The organism is Mesorhizobium sp. M0119, assembly GCF_040322615.1.
Taxonomy (GTDB): Bacteria; Pseudomonadota; Alphaproteobacteria; order Rhizobiales; family Rhizobiaceae; genus Mesorhizobium.
In genome coordinates, this window is record NZ_JAMYTU010000002.1 from 267,666 (window position 1) to 286,137 (window position 18,472).

The window sequence follows — 18,472 nt, forward strand, 5'->3', positions numbered from 1 at the left end:
ATGCGCATTTCCATTCCGATGTCTGCCTTTGTGGCGGCGATCGTCGGCTTCGGCGGTACGCTGGCCATCGTCATCGCCGCCGCCAAGGCGGTCGGCGCAACGCAGGTTGAGACCGCAAGCTGGGCGACGGCGCTTTGCCTGGCGATGGCGATCGAGAGCCTGTGGCTGTCCTGGCGCACAAAAATGCCGGTCATCACCGCCTGGTCGACGCCGGGCGTGGCGCTGATCGCTGCATCGACCGGCTTTTCGATGGGCGAGGCGGTTGGCGCCTTCATCGTCACCGCGGTCCTGCTGATCGCCACAGGCATGTTCCGGCCCTTGACCAAGCTGATCGCCAGGATACCGGCTTCGGTCGCGTCCGGAATGCTGGCCGGCATCGTCGTCACCTTCGCCATCAATGCGGTGAAAACCGTTCCCGTCGACCCGTGGCTGATCCTGCCGCTGGTTGCGGCGTTCTTCGTCATCCGCCTGTTCAACCCGGCGCTGTCGGTGCTGCTGGTGCTGATCGGCGGCGGTCTCGCGGCCTTTCTCACCGGCAGGGTCGGCGGTCTGCCGGCACCGGAACTCTCGAGCTTGACGCTGGTGATGCCGCAGTTCACCGCCACCGCGATCATCGGCCTCGCTTTGCCGCTCTACCTCGTCACCATGGCCTCGCAGAACCTGTCCGGCCTCGCCGTGCTGAGGGCAGCCGGCTATCATCCCGAACCCGGGCCGCTGATCGGCGTCACCGGCCTGTTTTCGCTGCTGACGGCGCCGTTCGGCGCCTCGACCACCAATCTGGCGGCGATCTCGGCAGCGATCTGCACCGGACCCGACGTGCATCCCGATCCGGCCGAGCGCTGGAAGACCGGGCCGTTCTACGCGCTGGCCTACCTCGTCTTTGCCCTGTTCGGCGCCTCGCTCGTGGCGATCTTCGCCGTATTGCCGCCGAGCCTGATCGCGCTGGTCGCCGGCCTGGCGCTGATGGCACCGCTCGCCAATGCGCTATCGATCGCCCTGAAAGACGAGGACGAGCGGATGGCCGCCACCGTCACCTTCGCCGTCACCGCATCGGGGCTGACGTTATTCGGCGTCGGCGCGGCGTTCTGGGGGCTGATTGCGGGATTGGTCGTGCTTTTCCTCGAAAAGCTCAAAAAGCGATAATCATTTCAGCCCTTTGTCCGGTTTTGGCGGTTGCTGTCTTGAATCGCCGTTTTCTCCATCCCATTTCGATTCCACGCAGCCGGATTTGGCTGTCTCCAACTGAAGGATTGGGAGAAATGAACACATCTGCATTGATCCGTCCGGCCTGGACGCCGGCGACCATCGCGTTGATGGTGATCGGGTTCATGGTGTTCTGGCCGCTCGGCTTAGCCATGCTCGCCTACATCATCTGGGGCGACAGGCTCGACGGCTTCAAGCGTGACGTCAACCGCGCCACCGACGGCATCTTCGCCGGCTGCCGCCGCGGTTCCGACAAGGCCGCGCGCTGGGGTCATGGCTCCGCCCGCACCGGCAACGTCGCTTTCGACGACTGGCGCGAAAAGGAACTCGAGCGGCTTGCCGAGGAACGCCGCAAGCTCGACGAGATGCTGAGCGAGTTCGACGAATATGCCCGCGAATTGCGCCGCGCCAAGGACCAGGACGAGTTCGACCGCTTCATGGCCAACCGCAACAAGTCGACGTCACCCACCACCGGGTCGACGACGAACAACAAATCCAGCGGCGCGCCAGGCCTGCTCGACGAGTAAGGTCCCGTGCGCAGATAGATAATCCAACGGCGTCGCGTCAGCGGCGCCGTTTCTTTTTTGTTCTAGTCGTTTCCCTCGAATCACGTATCGTCCCGGAATGTCCTTCGGCTTCTTTCGCACCCCGACGAAACCCAAGCCCACGCCCGTCGTGGAGCGCGAGCATTGTGTTGCCGGCCGCACTCTGCCGCTCAAGATCGTCGAGAACGACCGGGCGCGGCGCCTGACGCTGCGCATCGATTCCGGCGGCCGCGGCCTGCGCATCACCGTGCCGCCGGGGCTGCGCCGCGGCGAGGTCGAAAAATTCCTCGACCGCCATCAGGACTGGCTGGAGCAAAGGCTGGCCAAAGTGCCTAATCGGCCGCAGGTGCGGCCCGGCATCAAGATACCGATGCGCGGCGTGCCGCATCGCATCGTCCATGAACCGTCGAAACGCGGCACCGTCACGCTGTCCCGCGACGAGCGCGGGCCGCTGATGATCGTGCATGGCGAACGCGTGCATCTGCCGCGCCGCATCGCCGATTTCCTCAAGCGCGAAGCCAAGCGCGAGATCGAGGCGCTGGTGACCAAGCACAGTGCTGCGGTCGGCAAGCGCGCCAAGGCGATCCGCTTCAAGGATACGTCGAGCCGCTGGGGATCGTGCACGTCGGAGGGCAATCTGTCGTTTTCCTGGCGCATCATGATGGCGCCGCGGCCGGTGATAAACTACCTCGTCGCGCATGAGGTGGCGCATCTCAAGGAGATGAACCACGGCCCGAAATTCTGGAAATTATGCGAGCAGCTTTGCCCGGACACTGACCGCTGCAAGGACTGGCTCAAGCGCAATGGCGGCGCGCTGCAGGCGATCACGTTCGAGTAGTTGTCCGATCAATCGTCATTCGCCGCGTTCAACTCCTCCGGCCGCAACCCCTCATCGACATGGCGCGGCCAGGGCAGAAAATCCTGCTCGAAGGTGTCGTTGCTGAAATAGGCCAGCGCCCGGTGCGCCTCGGCGCCGTTGAAAGCGGCCTTGTCCATCAAATGAGCGATGACCTCATGGGCCTGCGCCAGCTTGTGCCTGAGTTCCGCGACGGTCTTTTCCGGCATGGTCTTTGTTCTCCCGCCTTTGTGCCTGAGCAAGTAGCGCGTTGCGCTCTTATATTAGCAAGGTGGCGCGTTCCGCTCTTACATTAGCAAGGTAGCGCGTTCCGCGCTGGCGGCAAACAGGATGCTTTTTCTCGACTCTTTGGCCGTTTCGTGCCAATCCCGCGCCATGGCGCTCGACATCAAGATATGCGGGTTGAAGACCGACAAGGCACTGGCTGCGGCATTGGCCGGCGGCGCCAGCCATGTCGGCTTCATTTTCTTTGCCAAAAGCCCGCGCTATGTCGAGCCGGCGGAAGCCGGCCGCCTGCGCGAAGCGGCGCGCACCAAGGCTAAGGCGGTTGCGGTGACGGTCGACGCCAGCGACGTGTTCCTGGATGAGATCGTCGAAAAGATGCAGCCCGACATGCTGCAGCTTCACGGCGCCGAAACGCCCGGGCGGGTGGCCGAGGTGAAGGCCCGCTACGGCTTGCCGGTGATGAAGGCGCTGCCGGTCAGCGAGGCTGCCGATCTCGAGCGGGTCAAACCCTTCATCGGCATTGCCGACCGTTTCCTGTTCGATGCCAAGCCGCCTAAGGGTTCGGAATTGCCGGGCGGCAACGGTCTCGCCTTCGACTGGCGCGTTCTGGCTGGCCTTGACGCCGGCGTCGATTACATGCTTTCCGGTGGGCTCAATGCCGGCAATATCGGCGACGCCCTTCGGCTGGCGAACCCGCCAGGAATAGATGTTTCCTCAGGCGTGGAGAGCGCGCCGGGCGTCAAGGAACCGGCGCTGATCGAACAATTTTTCCGGGCCGTCGGGACAGCACGCGACAACCGCGCCGCCTGACCGCGCTTCAAACCACAGACCAGGAGATCGGCGATGGACAGGCCGGCGACACCCAATTCCTTCCGCACCGGCCCCGACGAGCAGGGCATGTTCGGCATTTTTGGCGGTCGTTTCGTTGCCGAAACGCTGATGCCGCTGATCCTCGAGCTGGAGCGGCACTGGAACGAGGTGAAGAACGACCCGGATTTCAAGGCAGAACTGACCGATCTCTCGACGCACTATGCCGGGCGGCCTTCGAAGCTCTATTTCGCCGAAGGCCTTACCCGGCATCTTCGCGGGGTTTCCGCGGCTAAGGGCCTCGGGGGCGGCGCAAAGGTCTATTTCAAGCGCGAGGACCTGAACCACACCGGCTCGCACAAGATCAACAACTGCCTCGGCCAGATCCTGCTCGCCAAGCGCATGGGCAAGACGCGGATCATCGCCGAGACCGGTGCCGGCCAGCATGGCGTCGCTTCCGCTACAGTGGCGGCGCGCTTCGGGCTTCCCTGCATAGTCTATATGGGTGCAACCGATGTCGCCCGGCAAAGCCCCAACGTGTTTCGCATGAAGCTTCTGGGCGCCGAGGTGCGGCCGGTGACCGCCGGCCACGGCACGCTGAAGGACGCCATGAACGAGGCGCTGCGCGACTGGGTGACCAATGTCGAGGATACCTATTACCTGATCGGCACCGCCGCCGGCCCGCACCCCTATCCGGAGCTGGTGCGCGACTTCCAGTCGGTGATCGGCACCGAGGCGCGCGCCCAGATCCTCGAGCAGGAAGGCCGGCTGCCGGACACCATCATCGCTTGTGTCGGCGGCGGTTCCAACGCCATCGGCCTGTTTCATCCCTTCCTCGACGACAGGCAGGTGCGCATCATCGGCGTCGAAGCCGGCGGCCGCGGCCTCGACGGCATCGAGCATTGCGCCTCGATGAGTGCCGGCGCGCCCGGCGTGCTGCATGGCAACCGCACCTACCTCCTGCAGAACGCCGACGGCCAGATCATGGACGGCCACTCGATCTCGGCCGGCCTCGACTATCCCGGCGTCGGGCCGGAGCACTCATGGCTGCGCGATTCCGGCCGCGTCGACTATGTGCCGATCCTCGACGAAGAGGCGCTGGAGGCGTTCCAGTTGACGACACGCGTCGAGGGCATCATTCCTGCGCTTGAATCGGCCCATGCCATCGCACAGGCGGTGAAGATCGTGCCCGATATGGACAAGGACCAGATCGTCATCGTCAACCTGTCCGGCCGCGGCGACAAGGACGTGCATACGGTGGCCAATATGCTGGGCATGGAGATCTGATCATGGCCACCCGTATCGACCGCCGCATGGCAAAGCTGAAGGCCGAAGGTCGACCGGCACTCGTCACCTATTTCATGGGCGGCGACCCGGACTACGACACGTCCCTGTCGATCATGAAGGCGCTGCCCGGCGCCGGCAGCGACATCATCGAGCTCGGCATGCCGTTTTCGGATCCAATGGCCGACGGCCCAGCGATCCAGGCGGCCGGCCTGCGGGCGCTGAAGGGCGGCCAGACACTGGTCAAAACGCTGAAGATGGCCTCGGAATTCCGCGCCGGCGACAATGAAACGCCGATCGTCTTGATGGGCTATTACAATCCGATCTACATCTACGGCGTCGAGCGCTTCCTGAGCGATGCGCTGGCCAGCGGGATAGACGGGCTGATCGTCGTCGACCTGCCGCCTGAGATGGACGAGGAACTTTGTATCCCGGCACTCAAGGCCGGCATCAATTTCATCCGGCTGGCGACGCCGACCACCGACGACAAGCGCCTGCCCAAGGTGCTGCAGAACACCTCCGGCTTCGTCTATTATGTTTCGATGACCGGTATCACCGGTTCGGCGCTGGCCGACACCGGCAAGGTGGCGGCGGCGGTCAAGCGCATCAAGAGCCATACCCACCTGCCGGTCTGCGTCGGCTTCGGCGTCAAGACCGCCGAGCAGGCGCGCACCATCGGCGCGTCGGCCGACGGCGTCGTCGTCGGCACCGCGATTGTCCATGCCGTCGCCAACGTGCTCGGGCCGAAGGGCGAAAAGACCGCCGATCCGGCCGAGGCCGTCGCCACGCTGGTCAGCGGACTTTCGCAAGGGGTTCGCGCGGCACGCCTTGCTGCCGCCGAATAATCTTGATCTTCTGGTTGGCCATGATCTTTGCCGAAAACCGGTTTCCACTTTTCGGGATCATGGTCTAACTCTTCGTAAGGACAGGAGCCGAAGCGATGAACTGGATCACCAATTACGTCCGCCCGAAGATCAATTCGATGCTCGGCCGCCGCACCGACATGCCGGAAAACCTGTGGATCAAGGATCCCGAGACCGGCGAAATGGTGTTCCACAAGGATCTGGAGCAGAACCAGTTCGTCATCCCGTCCTCCGGCCACCATATGAAGATATCGGCCAAGGAACGGCTGAAATTCTTCCTCGACGACGGCAAATACGAGACGCTGGAAAACCCCAAGGTCGTTCAGGATCCGCTCAAGTTCCGCGATGAGAAGCGCTATCTAGACCGGCTGAAGGATGCCAAGGCCAAGACCGGCATGGAAGACGCCATCATCAATGCGCTGGGCGCCGTCGAAGGTCTGCCGGTGGTAGTGACGGTGCAGGATTTTGCCTTCATGGGCGGCTCACTCGGCATGGCGGCCGGCGACGCCATCGTGCATGCCTTCGAGGTCGCCTTGCAGCGCAAGCGGCCGCTGATTCTGTTTGCAGCCTCCGGTGGCGCCCGTATGCAGGAAGGCATCCTGTCGCTGATGCAGTTGCCGCGGACCACGGTCGGCGTCGACAGGCTGAAGGAGGCCGGCCTTCCCTACATCGTCGTCCTGACCAACCCGACGACCGGCGGCGTCACCGCCTCCTACGCCATGCTGGGTGACGTGCATATTGCCGAACCAGGCGCCCTGATCGGCTTTGCCGGACCGCGTGTCATCGAGCAGACGATCAGGGAAAAGCTGCCCGAAGGCTTCCAGCGCGCCGAATATCTGATGGAACATGGCATGGTCGACATGGTGGTGTCGCGGCTGGAGATGCGTCAGACGATTGCACGGCTGCTGAGAATGCTGCTCAAGCTGCCAGAAGAGCAAAAACCGCAGGAGCCGGAAATCCTGCCGCCGTCGGTGATTCCGGCCGAAGCACGGCCGCACGCCTGACGCGACATCACGCGGCGCCAGCGGCTGTTGTGTGCCGTTGCGCACGCGCCTAGGATTCTCCCATGACCACGCTTGCCGCCGACCGCGAAATCGAAAGCCTGATGGCGCTTCACCCGAAGGGCTTCGACCTTTCGCTCGACCGCATTTCGCGGCTGCTCGAGCGGCTCGGCAATCCGCAGGACCAGCTGCCGCGGGTCATCCACATCGCCGGCACCAACGGCAAGGGCTCCTGTGCCGCCTTTTCACGGGCGCTGCTCGAAGCCGCCGGCTACCGCGTCCACGTCCACACCTCGCCACATCTGGTGAACTGGCACGAGCGCTACCGGCTGGCCGCCGATGGCGGCGGCAAGCTGGTGGACGACAAGGTCTTCGCCGAAGCCATCGCCCGCGTCGCCAAAGCCAATCAAGGCCAGAAGATCACCGTCTTCGAAATCCTCACCGCCGTCACCTTCCTGCTGTTTTCCGAACATCCGGCCGATGCCGTCATCCTCGAGGTCGGCCTTGGCGGCCGCTTCGACGCCACCAATGTCATCGCCGAGCCGGCCGTGTCGGTGATCATGCCGGTGTCGCTCGACCACGAAGCCTATCTCGGCGACCGCGTCGAGCTGATCGCCGCCGAAAAGGCCGGCATCATCAAGCGCGGATGCCCGGTCGTCATCGGCGCGCAGGAAAGCGAGACGGCCCAGCAGGTGCTCATCGAAACCGCCGAGCGGCTCGACTGCCCCGCCTTCCTCTATGGCCAGGACTTCCTTGCCTATGAGGAAAACGGCCGCATGGTCTATCAGGACGAAGACGGATTGATGGACCTGCCGCCGCCGCGCCTGCCGGGACGCCACCAATTCGCCAATGCGGCGGCGGCGATCGCGGCGGTCAAGGCGGCGGGTTTCGAGATCAGCCACCGCGCCGCCGAGAAGGCGATGGCCAATGTTGCCTGGCCGGGCCGGATGCAGAAGCTGCCTCAGGGCCGGCTGAGCGAACTGGCGCCAAAGGGCGCCGACATCTGGCTCGACGGCGGCCACAATCCCGGCGCCGGCGTGGTCGTCGCCGAGGCGCTGGCCGAGCAGGAGGAAAAGAACCCGCGGCCGCTGTTCCTGATCTCGGGCATGATCAACACCAAGGACCAGAGCGGCTATTTCCGCGCCTTCAAAGGGCTGGTCCGGCATGTCTACACCGTGCCGGTGAGCCTGAGCGACGCCGGCGTGCCGAACGACGAACTGGCGACCCGCGCCATCGAGGCCGGCCTGTCGGCCGAACCGGTCAGTTCCGTCGCCAATGCGCTGATGCTGCTGCGCGACACATGGGACGGACCGCCGCCACGCATCCTGATTGGCGGATCGCTTTACCTGGCCGGTGCGGTATTGGCCGAAAACGGCACGCCGCCGGTTTGAGGCGTGCTTCAGCCTGGCCACGATAACGCCACACCTATCAGACCACCGCGAGGAGCCAATCATGATCAAGGTAAAGCAGCTCGCTCACGTTTGCATTTTCGCGAATGACCTGGAGATGACGCGAAGCTTCTATCGGGACGTCCTCGGCATGGATACGCAGTTCAATTTCCTGCGCGACGGGAAGATTTTCGGCTTCTACCTCAATTGCGGCAGCCGTAGCCATGTCGAGGTGTTCCAGAAAGACGGCGCCAGCTATAGCGACTTGAACCAGATCAACCACTTCTGCCTCGAAGTGGAAAACATCGACACCGCGATCGCCCATCTCAGGTCAAAGGGCGTTGATATCACCTCAAAGAAACGCGCGTGCGATGACACCTACCAGGCCTGGATCCGCGACCCCAACGGCGTGAAGATCGAACTGTTCGAATATACTGAGAAAAGCGCACAATTCGTCGGCGGCGATCGTATCGCGGATTGGTGATCGCGCCTCGCCGGACAATTGTAGCGGCGCAGCCGATGGTTGGTGGACTACTTCAGCTCGACCTCGATGAAGGCGAATTCGCCATCGTTTGCGCTGATGACGTCATGTTCGACGCCCTCGTTGCGGAAATACGGCGCGCCCTTCTTCATCTCGGCGAAGGATTCGCCATCCTTGGTCAGGAGCTTCACCTTGCCGTCGGTCAACGGCACGATCACATAGTCGTGGCCATGGCGGTGCCAGCCGGTGTTGTCGCCCGGGGCGAAGCGGTATTCGGTGACGATGACGCGCTCATTGTCGATGAAGACGGTGGCCTTGGCGGATCCGGTCATATCGCTTCTCCTGCTTTAAGCCAGACAAGAGCATGAGACGGCAAGTGGCGAGTGCCAGATCTGCGGATCGGTGACGCCACAAGAAAGCCCGGCGCGAGGCCGGGCTTTTCTGCAAAATTTTGATCGGATCAGGCGAGACTGCCGTTGATCCAGTGCGACAATGCCGTTTTCGGCGCAGCACCGACCTTCATGTCGGCGACTTCGCCGCCCTTGAAGATCATCAGTGTCGGGATCGAGCGCACGCCGAACTGCGCGGCCAGCTCAGGATTCTCGTCGATGTTGAGCTTGGCGATCTTTATCTTGCTGCCGAGTTCAATGGCAATGTCCTCGAGCGCCGGGGCGATCATCTTGCACGGGCCGCACCATTCCGCCCAGAAATCGACCACGACCGGCTCCTTGGCGTTGAGCACGTCGGCCTGGAAATTGCTCTTGTCGACCTTGACGGTGGCCATGCTGAGATCCTTTCGATTTGTTCGTCGCACCAAATGTGGTGGTGATCGCGTCCGTGTTCAAGCAAGTGTTGTGTCACGCTCCCGTGAGTCTAGCAAGCGCGTCGTCCATGGCCGCCGCCGGCAGCTCGATCAGCCGCGGCGCCTCGGTGAACAGCAGCGCCGCCGAGACCTCGCGTCCCGGATAGAGCGGCTGAAGCAGCGCGCGATAGAGTGCGAGCTGCAATACATAGGCCTGCGGCACTTCGGCGAGCGTAGCCGGCGCTGGCCGATTGGTCTTGTAGTCGACGATCGAAACCTTGTCCGGCGTCACTGCCAGCCGGTCGATCTTGCCGGAAATCGAGCGCAGTTTGCCCCTCACTCCCAGGCTGCCCATGATGGCGACTTCAGCGCGCGAGTTTGGTGCAAACAGCGGCGCAAAGCGGCTGTCGGCAAGAATTCTGAAAACGCCAGCCAAGGCCTTGTCGCGCTCGTCGTCGGGCCATTCCGCGCCGGCTCTTGCCAGATAGCGTTCGGCGGCATCCCGGCGTTCTCCCTCGGCGATCCCGGGCAGCATCTGCAGCAATTTGTGCAGCGCCAGCCCGCGCATGACGGCAAAGCCGGGCTCGGCGTCGGCATCCAGTACCGGCGAACGCGTGTCGGCCACCGCTTGCCGCGCCTCGTCGATCAGCACCGAGGCGCCGGACGGCGAGAGCGGCCGCGGCAATTCCTCGAAGGGCGGCAGAGGCCGGAACAGGGTTTCAGGCAGTGGCGCAAAGCGTTCCGCCTGTCGTGCCTCATCCACTGCCGCCAGTGGCATGGGCGGCAGCTTCGTCACCTGGAAACGATGCACGGTCTCGCCAGTGGCGCGATGCCGGCGTTCTTCGCTCTCCGCGGCACCGACCAGTGCGCGGCTGACGATCGAATGCCAGGTGCCGGTATTCGGCGCCCGCTTGCCATGGTAGCCGCAGACGATCAGCCGATCCTCGGCGCGGGTCATGCCGACATAGAGCAGCCGGCGGTATTCGTCGTCGGCGAGCTCGCGGGCGCGGGCCGATGCGGCGCGTGAAAATCCATTGGCGACATCGCCGCCCGAGCGCCAGAGATAGCCCTTGCCCTCCCAGCAGTCGCCCGAGCCTTCGAACGGCATCAATCTCGGCAGATGCTGGTCGCTGAACGGCGCGGAACCGCCATCGACGAGGAATACCACCGGCGCTTCCAGGCCTTTGGCGGCATGCACGGTCATGACGCGAACCTCGTCGCGGGTCTGGTCCATTTCGCGCTTGATCTCGGGGCCGGCGTTTTCCAGCGTCGACAGGAAGGATTCCAGCCCTGGCAGGCCGGTTCGCTCCTCGGCCAGGCAGAAATTCAGAAATTCGTCGAGGATATCGCCGGCCTCCGGCCCGAGCCGCGCGATCATCTTCTTGCGCAGGCCGTCGCGGGCGAGAGCCGCGGCATAGAATTCGAACACCGGCTTGAATGCGGCTTCGTTCGACCATGTGTCGATCCGGCTGACTACGGCGGCCAACGCATCGCTTTCGCCGGCATGCCGGCGCAGCGAGGCGATCAGCGAGACGCCCGGCGGCCTCTCAGCAGCAAGCGCGAAAAGCTGCTCTTCCGAGACATCGAAGATCGGGCTGCGCAGCACGGCGGCCAGCGACAGATCGTCCTCGGGCTGGATGAGAAAATGGCCAAGTGCGATCAGGTCTTTCACCGCGATGTGGCCGGGCAGGCTGAGCCGGTCGGCGCCGGCCACCGGAATGTCGCGGCGCTTCAGCGCCCGCGTCAGCGCATGGACGAAGCGATCGCGTTTGCGCACCAGCACCAGCACGTCGCCGGGGCGGAGTTTCTTGCCACGCCCTTCGATGACCTCGCCGCCGCCGATCCAGCCGGCAATGGTCGCTGCGACGTTTTCAGCGACGCGAACTGCCGGCGCGTGGGCATGGTCGACCGCTTGCGTCCAATCGTCTGGTTCGTCGACGACGTCGGCGCCGAGCGACGGCCAGACCTCGACATGACCCGGCGCATCGGTGCGGATCGCCTTGTGGTCGAGCGGATCAGGATCGTGGCTGATGCCGCGCCGCACGTTCGGGTCGGCAAAGACCCGGTCGACGGCGGCAAGAACATCCTCGGTCGAGCGGAACGACCAGGTCAGCTTGAGATCGGCGAAGGCGGCGGCGGCAGATCTAACTTTGCCGGCAAACAAAAGCCGGCTGTCGGCAAAGGAATCCGGGGCGGCTCCCTGGAAGGAATAGATCGACTGCTTTTCGTCGCCGACCGCAAAGATGGTGCGGTGGACGGCGTCGCGTGCGCCGAGCCCGGCAAAGAACTCCTCCGCCATCCGCTTGACCACCTCCCACTGGTCGGGACTGGTGTCCTGCGCCTCGTCGAGGAGGATGTGGTCGATGCCCTGGTCGAGCTTGTACTGCACCCATGGGCCGGCGTCGGGCCGCGCCAGTAGATTGACCGTGCGGGTGATCAGGTCGTTGAAGTCGAGGAAGCCGCGGGCGCGCTTCAATTGCTCGTAGCGGGCGATCAGCCAGTCGGCGATGGTCAGCGCGGCACGCGTGCCATCCAGCATCCTGAACAAGGCCAGCCGGTCGGAGATTTCGAGAATGGCGTCGACCGCCGCCAGATAACGTTCGGCAAGATCGGGCAGCCGGTCAAGCAATGCCCTTTTAAACGTCTTTGCCGGATCGTAAGGCTCGCCGTCGGCCCTCAGGAAAGCCTTGGAGAGCAAATTCAGGCGACGGACCGGATGCTCCTCGGCGAAGGCAAGACGGGCGTATGGCAAGAGATTGTTCAGCACGATGCGCGCATCGGCGGCCTCGGCCGCCCGTGAAAAAGTGACGAGATAATCCGGCAGGAAGCCGGGCAGCGGCCAGACCGAGGCGGCTATGCCTTCGGCGGTCTGGCCGGCGCGAAACTGAAACTCGTCGAACAGCGCCTGAAAACCATGGCCGCCGGCTGCGGAGATGAACGCACGCAAACCATCGCGCTTGCGCACGATCTCGGCCAGCAGTGCGTCGAGCCCATGTTCGCCACCGCGCTCCAGCACGGTGGCGAAGGCCTCGGCCAATGCCGCATCGCCTGCAACGCCGCCCGAAATCATGTCGCGGCGGGCGGCGGCAAACAGCGAAGCCTCCATCTGTGGATCAAGCATTTCGAAATGCGCCGGGATATTGGCTTCCAGCGGGAACTGATGCAGCACCGATTCGCAGAAGGCGTGGATGGTCTGGATCTTCAGCCCGCCCGGCGTTTCCAGCGCCTCGGCAAACAACCGCCGCGCCCGGCGCATGGTTTCGCGGTCGGGCTGGCGGCCGTCCAGCGCCTCTATCCGTCCCGCGAGCTCGGCATCGCCAAGCGCCGTCCATTGCGACAGGGTGGAAAACACCCGGTTGGACATGTTGGCGGCGGCGGCACGCGTATAGGTCAGGCACAGGATCTTGGACGGATCGGTGCCGCGCAGCAAAAGCCGGATGACGCGCTGGGCGAGCACATGGGTCTTGCCCGATCCGGCGTTGGCCGACACCCAGGCGGAATTTCGCGGGTCGGAGGCACTCGCTTGGCTGGCGGCGGTGTCGCTCGGAATGGGATAGGCCTTCTTCACGCCTCCCCTCCCTCGTCATCGGCGTCGCCGCCGGCGGACCATTCGAGCACGCGGGCGAGATGGTCGTAGTCGCCGTCGGTCTCACCCTCGCGGAACGGCAGCGCCCGCGACAGATAGCCAGTCGCCGGATCGGCATAGTGGATCAGCAGTTTTTCCAGCCGCGCCCACGCCTCTTCGGCAAGATCGGCGGCGGTTCGCGGCTTGCGGTTGTATTCGAGGATCGATTCCTCGAACACCTCGCCATTCGGCTTCAGCCGCACGAAGGCCAGTTGCGACGGCTCACGCGCGCCAAGCTCCGCAAAAGCGCCGCGCCTGAGCAGCGCGCCCTCCAGCGCCAGTTGCGGCGCGAGCAGCGTGTGCGCCTGCGCCTTCGATGGCGACGAGCCGGTCTTGTAGTCGAGGATGTCGGCCATTCCGCCAGCCAGCAGATCGATGCGATCGGCATAGCCGGACAGGGTCACGCCGGATCGGCCGACACCGGTCTTTTCGGCGCGTTCCTCGGCGTGCCGCCGTGCCACGGCTGCGGCCCGGCCGCGCTCCCATTCGATGATGCCGGCGGCAAGCTTTTCGAAGCGTGGCCACCACACCGCCTCGACATCGGCGGGCAGGGCCGCGTCGGCAAAGCAGGAGCGGCCGGCGGCGATGAGCCCGTCCAGCGCCTCCGGCGCGCGCGGGTCGGCCACCGTCCGCGAGAACAAGTGGAGAATGGCGTGAAACAGCGTGCCGCGCTCGGCGGCGCCCGGATCGCGAATGACCGGATCGAGCGGCATCAGGCCGAGTATCCTTCTGGCATAGACCGCATAGGGATCGCGACGTAGCGTTTCGATTTCGGTGACCGAGAAGTGGTGCGGCCGTGCGGCGAGCGGCGGTTTCGGCTGCGGCCGCGGCGCAAAGTCCTGCTTTTCGCCGGCATCGAGCGCACGGGCCCAGGCAAGCAGTTCATCGCCGCGCCGGCGAAGTGCCGCAGAATGGTCCTCGCCGACGAAGGTAAGGATACGCTGCAGCCAGCGCGACGGCACCGACGGAGCGTCGCCGGAACGGGCGGAGCGAGCCAGCACCACTTTTTTGGCGCCCATGGCCATCTGGAAATCATGGGCGGCAAGGCCGATGCGCCGCTCCGGCGGTTCAAGATCGATGCCGGTCTTCATCAGCCGCGACATGAAGCGGTCACTCTCCGGCTTGCGCGGCCACACGCCTTCGTTGAGCCCGCCGACGACCAGCGTATCGACGTCCTGAAGCCGCGCTTCCAGCACGCCCCAGATGGCGATGTTCCTGTCGGTGCCCTGCGCCGGCTTGACCGTCTCGGGCGCGATCAGCGCCTCCATCACGTCAGGCCATTCGTCAGCGGCGAAGGAGAACGACACCGAGGCCGCGACCAGACCGCGCAAGAGTTCGGCAAGCTTTTCGCCGGCATCGCCGGCATAGAGCTCGCCAAGGCTGCCGTCAGCAGCGCGTCCGAGGCTTTCGAGCACGTCGACACTGGCGCGCACAAGCGTGGCAAGATCGGCATTCTCCTCGCCTCGAAAAGCAACCAGCGGCGCCAGCGCGGCCGTCAGCCGGATCAGCAGGTCGCGGGCCTGCTCAATGCGCCTGACCGAGAGGCGCGATCGCCAGAAAGGCGGGCGGCGATTGCCGCCGCCGTCGAATTCGAGGAGCCGGGTGTCGAAGAGCTGCGGCAGCGACGCCACGTCCGGACGCCCTGTGCCGCCGCGCAGCCCCACGAGTTCGACGATCTCGGCCGCATGGCGCACGCTTGCCCGCTCCAGGCCGAGGCCAAGCAGCGGATGCTTGAGCAGCGACAGCAGGGCGACGGGGTCGCCGGGGCGGAAGGCTGCCTGAAGCGCCAGCCTGAGCAGGCTGGCGGCTGGCGTGTTGATGAGCGGCGTGCCGCCGGAATCGTCGGCGGCAACGCCGAAGCGCAACAGCTCAACCGCGACGCGCCGCGCCAGAGCACGGTCGCCGGTGACGAGTGCGGCGCGCTGGCCGGGCTGTTCGACGGCCTGTTTGAGCGCGACGGCGATCGCCACAGCTTCGTCGCGTTCACTGGCCGCTTCGAGAAGCGTCACATCGGCGAAGGCCTCGGCAATATCGCCGGCCGTAAAGCGGGCGCGCGTCTGCGCCCACAGCTCGGTAGTCTCCGCCGGCCGCAGCGCTTCGCCGACAAGTGCGGCGCGCAGCGCAAGCGGTCGCGGCGCAACAGCGATCTCCTCGACATCGGCGCGCGGCACGCCGATCTTGCCGATCAACTTTGCCAGGCCGTATTGCGGGTGGCCAAGCAGGGCCGGGCGCGCGCCCGGTGTGGTGATCGCGGTAAAGGACGGCTCGTCCAGCGCCCGGTCGAGCCCGGGCAGCACAACGGCGCCATTGGGCAGACCGGCGATCACGGCAAGCAGCTCGGCGGTAGCGGGAATGGAGCCGGTGGAACCGGCGGCGATCACCGGTCCGGCCGGAGGACTACGCTTCAGCCGCGCCGCCTCCAGCCTTATCAGGGCATTACGATGCGCGGCCGGATTGGAGCGATGGCGTTCCTCGAGCAGCTTTGGCCAGTTCTCGGTCACGATGCTCAGGAAATCGAGCGTCACCTGCCACCAGCCTGCAAGATTGCCGGTTACAAGGTCGGCGAGCCTTGCCCAATCCGTGCCTTCGGTCTCGATCTCATCCATCAGGCGTGCAAGGTCGCGCGCCAGCCAGATGGCATCGGCGGCGGAGGCCGGGATGACTATCTCCTCGTCGAACAATGCCGCGACATGTGCCGGCAGGCGCCGTTTCCACGCCCGCACCAGCGGCGCAAGCAGCAGAAGACGCTCTACCGCGGCGATCGGCGGCGCAAGGTCGATGGCGGCCGAAGCTCCTGCCTCGAAGGCGGCTTCATCTTCATCGAACTCGCCAAGCGGGCGGATGACCGGCAGGATCGCCGAGCGGCTTCCCGAGCGCGAGAGAGCATCGACGAAGACGCCGCGAAGCGCCCGCGCCGCACGGCGCGTCGGCACATAGATGGTGAGATCGGCCAGCACCAGCGGATCGCCATCATAGGCAAAGCCGGGAACCAGGCGCCCTGCAAGCAGCGCCTCGGCCAGCGTCGGCAGGAACGGCGCTCCGGGCGGGATCGAGAAAACGCGGCGGGAGCCGCTCATTTCGACTCGGTAAGAGCGCCGGGTGCCTCAGCAAGAGCATCGGGCGTGCCGGCAAGCGCAGCGGCGACCGCTGCTTCCGCCCGCGGGATCGCGTCAGGTGTGCCGACAGTGATCCAGTGGCCACGCATCGTCATGCCGAACAGGCGGCCGGCGGCGATTGCCGCATCGAAATAGGCGTTGAGAGAGTGTGGACCGGCCGGCGCATCCTTGAAGATGCGCGGATGGATGATTGCGGCGCCGGCATAGATCAGGCCGGCCGGATCGTTGTTCGCACGCCGCAAGGCGCCATCCGGCGCCATCAGGAAATCGGTGCCGCCGCTATGTCCGGTTGCCGACTGGAGATCCGCAAGCATCAGCAGAATGTCCATTGTCGCGCCCTCCCATGCAAGGGCAAGTCGCCTGACATTGGAAACGCCGCTGTCGATCCAGAAGGTGTCCGCGTTAAGCACATAGAAGGGCGCCCCTAAGCTGGGCAATGCCTTGACGATACCGCCGGCAGAGTCGAGCAGGCCGCTGCTCTCATCCGAGATGACGATTCTCGGCGCACTGCGGCGGGCTACATGGTCCACGATCTGTTGCGGCAGGTAATGGACGTTGACGACGGCCTTGGCGACGCCGGCTTCGGCTAGGCAGTCCAGCCCCCAGTCGAGCAATGTCTTGCCGGCGATCTTGACCAGCGGCTTCGGCATGGTGTCGGTGATCGGCCGCATGCGCTTGCCGAGCCCGGCGGCGAGCACCATGGCGGTCGTCGGCATCGGCTGCTCATCCGACGCCTTCAGGCCCAAATCCTTAGCCGTCAAATCGAGCGTTCCTCCAGCAAGCCGTGGGCGATGTAGAAATCCTGCAGCCCGGCCAGCGCCGGATGCGCCAGCGCCCGGCGAAGATAATCGCGGATACGCGGCAGATGCTTCAGATAATAAGGCTTGCCGTCACGTTTTTCGAGCCGCACGAAAATGCCGAGGATCTTGGAATTGCGCTGTGCGGCCATGATTGCATAGGTTTCGCGGAATTCGTTCTCGTCGAAGGCGCCGGCGGCGCGTCGCGCGGCGATATAGGCGGCGAGCGTGTGCTTTTCGATTTCGGGTGAAATGGTGACGCGCGCGTCCATGGCGAGCGACGCGACGTCGTAGGCGGACGGTCCGATCAGCGCGTCCTGGACATCGACGACGCCGAGGCGATCGTGACCGGAACGGTCAGCGCGCCAGATCAGGTTGGGCGAATGGAAGTCGCGCAACATAAGCGTGTATTCGCGCCCTTCGAGCCGATCGAGCACCGCATTCCATTCGCTGCGGTAACCGGCGCGCAGCGCCTCGCTTGGCGGAGCGCCTGATATCGCCGGGACATACCAGTCGACCAGCAATTCGGCCTCGATCATCATGGCGTCGCGGTCGAAAGGCGGCACCTCGTGGAAGACGCCGGGGCCGGCCGGCATGCGGGCCGGCCATGTTTTGCCGTGCATCATGGCAAGCAGTTCGGCCGCCGCCGCATAACGCTCGGCCACCGGCTGGCCGCGCTTGTCCAGAAACCCTTGGGAACCGAGATGTTCCAGCAGGAGAAAACCCTGGTCGAGGTCCTGGTCATGGATTTCCGGGACGCTGACACCGCCGGCCCGCAAGGCCCGGTCGATGGCCACGAAAGCCGAAACGGATTGCGCGGTGTGGGCGATCTCGGCATAGGGTTTGCCGTCGCGGACTGGCGGTCCGAGCACCAGCCTTGGCGAGTTCATCAGCACGCGCGGCGGAAAGCCGGCAAGCGTGACGATCTCGTAGGAGCGAGCCGAGGCATCGCCGATGAAATATCGCCGCTGCGCCTCGCCCCAACCGGCCTGGCCGAGAAAATCGCGCATCGCCAGCGATCGCGCCGCGCGCTCGAAGGCGGCGCCCTCTCCCGACAGTCTCGCCAGTCGGCCGTCGCCCTGCTGGAGAAGTTCGACCAGCACCGAGGTTTTCGGCAAATATGCCTCTGCCCGCTCCGGCCATTCGACCAGTGCAGCCCCTTGCGTCAGCGCCTCGTCGAAGCCCATCTCGTCCAGCTCGGATGCCGTGCCCAGGCGGTAGAGATCGAAATGATGGACCGGCACACGCGCGTCGTAGCTCTGGACCAGGGTGAAGGTCGGGCTCGGCACGTCGAGGCCGGCATCGTCGGCCAATGCCCTGATCAGCGCCCGTGCCAAGGTCGATTTGCCGGCGCCGAGATCGCCCTTGAGAGCGAGCACGTCGCCGATGCGCAGCGACATGGCGAGATCCTCGCCGAGCCTTGCCGTCGCAGCCTCGTCGGCGAGAAGACGCTCCAGCACCAATACCGCCATCGAACGC

The 18,472-nt window shown here is 64.9% G+C and carries 16 protein-coding genes; 9 read left to right on the top strand and 7 right to left on the bottom strand.

Annotated features, from left to right (window positions below):
- The 3 genes from NKJ40_RS03145 to NKJ40_RS03155 all read left to right on the top strand — a co-directional run bounded on the left by NKJ40_RS03145 (position 1) and on the right by NKJ40_RS03155 (position 2,586).
- Positions 1-1,143, top strand: coding sequence for a benzoate/H(+) symporter BenE family transporter (locus tag NKJ40_RS03145; protein ID WP_352464639.1), 1,143 nt, complete (start codon positions 1-3; stop codon positions 1,141-1,143).
- 116 nt (positions 1,144-1,259) lie between these two features.
- Positions 1,260-1,730, top strand: coding sequence for a DUF2852 domain-containing protein (locus NKJ40_RS03150; RefSeq protein ID WP_352464641.1), 471 nt, complete (start codon positions 1,260-1,262; stop codon positions 1,728-1,730).
- A gap of 97 nt (positions 1,731-1,827) precedes the next feature.
- Positions 1,828-2,586, top strand: a complete 759-nt coding sequence (locus tag NKJ40_RS03155; protein ID WP_352464642.1) for a M48 family metallopeptidase — start codon at positions 1,828-1,830, stop codon at positions 2,584-2,586.
- A gap of 8 nt (positions 2,587-2,594) precedes the next feature.
- Here NKJ40_RS03155 and NKJ40_RS03160 read toward each other — a convergent pair whose 3' ends face one another.
- Positions 2,595-2,813, bottom strand: coding sequence for a hypothetical protein (locus NKJ40_RS03160; RefSeq protein WP_352464644.1), 219 nt, complete (start codon positions 2,811-2,813; stop codon positions 2,595-2,597).
- Positions 2,814-2,979: 166 nt separating this feature from the next.
- On the opposite strand from NKJ40_RS03160, the gene NKJ40_RS03165 reads away from it, so the two are divergent.
- From NKJ40_RS03165 to NKJ40_RS03190, 6 genes are all read left to right on the top strand, one after another.
- A complete protein-coding gene (locus tag NKJ40_RS03165) occupies positions 2,980-3,639 on the top strand; it encodes a phosphoribosylanthranilate isomerase (protein ID WP_352464786.1) in 660 nt (219 codons plus the stop codon).
- 33 nt (positions 3,640-3,672) lie between these two features.
- The gene (gene trpB / locus NKJ40_RS03170; RefSeq protein WP_352464646.1) at positions 3,673-4,923 is read left to right on the top strand and encodes a tryptophan synthase subunit beta; all 1,251 of its coding nucleotides are present in this window, start codon (positions 3,673-3,675) and stop codon (positions 4,921-4,923) included.
- A 2-nt stretch (positions 4,924-4,925) separates the two neighbouring features.
- Positions 4,926-5,765 (top strand): tryptophan synthase subunit alpha, encoded by an 840-nt coding sequence (trpA, locus tag NKJ40_RS03175; RefSeq protein WP_352464648.1) that lies wholly within the window; start codon positions 4,926-4,928, stop codon positions 5,763-5,765.
- Positions 5,766-5,860: 95 nt separating this feature from the next.
- Positions 5,861-6,787: an acetyl-CoA carboxylase, carboxyltransferase subunit beta gene (accD, locus tag NKJ40_RS03180; protein WP_352464650.1), complete on the top strand. Its 927-nt coding sequence runs from the start codon at positions 5,861-5,863 to the stop codon at positions 6,785-6,787.
- A gap of 62 nt (positions 6,788-6,849) precedes the next feature.
- On the top strand, positions 6,850-8,175 hold the full coding sequence (locus tag NKJ40_RS03185; RefSeq protein WP_352464651.1) for a bifunctional folylpolyglutamate synthase/dihydrofolate synthase: 1,326 nt from the start codon (positions 6,850-6,852) through the stop codon (positions 8,173-8,175).
- 61 nt (positions 8,176-8,236) lie between these two features.
- The gene (locus NKJ40_RS03190; RefSeq protein WP_352464652.1) at positions 8,237-8,656 is read left to right on the top strand and encodes a VOC family protein; all 420 of its coding nucleotides are present in this window, start codon (positions 8,237-8,239) and stop codon (positions 8,654-8,656) included.
- A 47-nt stretch (positions 8,657-8,703) separates the two neighbouring features.
- Here the strand turns inward: NKJ40_RS03190 and NKJ40_RS03195 are convergent, their stop codons facing one another.
- The 6 genes from NKJ40_RS03195 to tsaE form a co-directional block, all read right to left on the bottom strand.
- Positions 8,704-8,985, bottom strand: a complete 282-nt coding sequence (locus NKJ40_RS03195; RefSeq protein WP_023718287.1) for a cupin domain-containing protein — start codon at positions 8,983-8,985, stop codon at positions 8,704-8,706.
- Between the two features lie 128 nt (positions 8,986-9,113).
- Positions 9,114-9,437 (bottom strand): thioredoxin, encoded by a 324-nt coding sequence (gene trxA / locus NKJ40_RS03200; protein WP_023677558.1) that lies wholly within the window; start codon positions 9,435-9,437, stop codon positions 9,114-9,116.
- 73 nt (positions 9,438-9,510) lie between these two features.
- Positions 9,511-13,023: a double-strand break repair helicase AddA gene (addA, locus tag NKJ40_RS03205; protein WP_352464653.1), complete on the bottom strand. Its 3,513-nt coding sequence runs from the start codon at positions 13,021-13,023 to the stop codon at positions 9,511-9,513.
- Entirely contained in the window at positions 13,020-16,157 is a 3,138-nt protein-coding gene (gene addB / locus NKJ40_RS03210) for a double-strand break repair protein AddB (RefSeq protein WP_352464655.1), read from the bottom strand. The genes addA and addB overlap by 4 nt, the downstream gene beginning before the upstream one ends.
- Entirely contained in the window at positions 16,154-16,897 is a 744-nt protein-coding gene (locus tag NKJ40_RS03215; RefSeq protein WP_352464787.1) for a nucleotidyltransferase family protein, read from the bottom strand. The genes addB and NKJ40_RS03215 overlap by 4 nt, the downstream gene beginning before the upstream one ends.
- A 56-nt stretch (positions 16,898-16,953) precedes the next feature.
- Positions 16,954-18,465 (bottom strand): tRNA (adenosine(37)-N6)-threonylcarbamoyltransferase complex ATPase subunit type 1 TsaE, encoded by a 1,512-nt coding sequence (gene tsaE / locus NKJ40_RS03220; RefSeq protein WP_352464657.1) that lies wholly within the window; start codon positions 18,463-18,465, stop codon positions 16,954-16,956.
- Between the last annotated feature and the right edge of the window lie 7 nt (positions 18,466-18,472).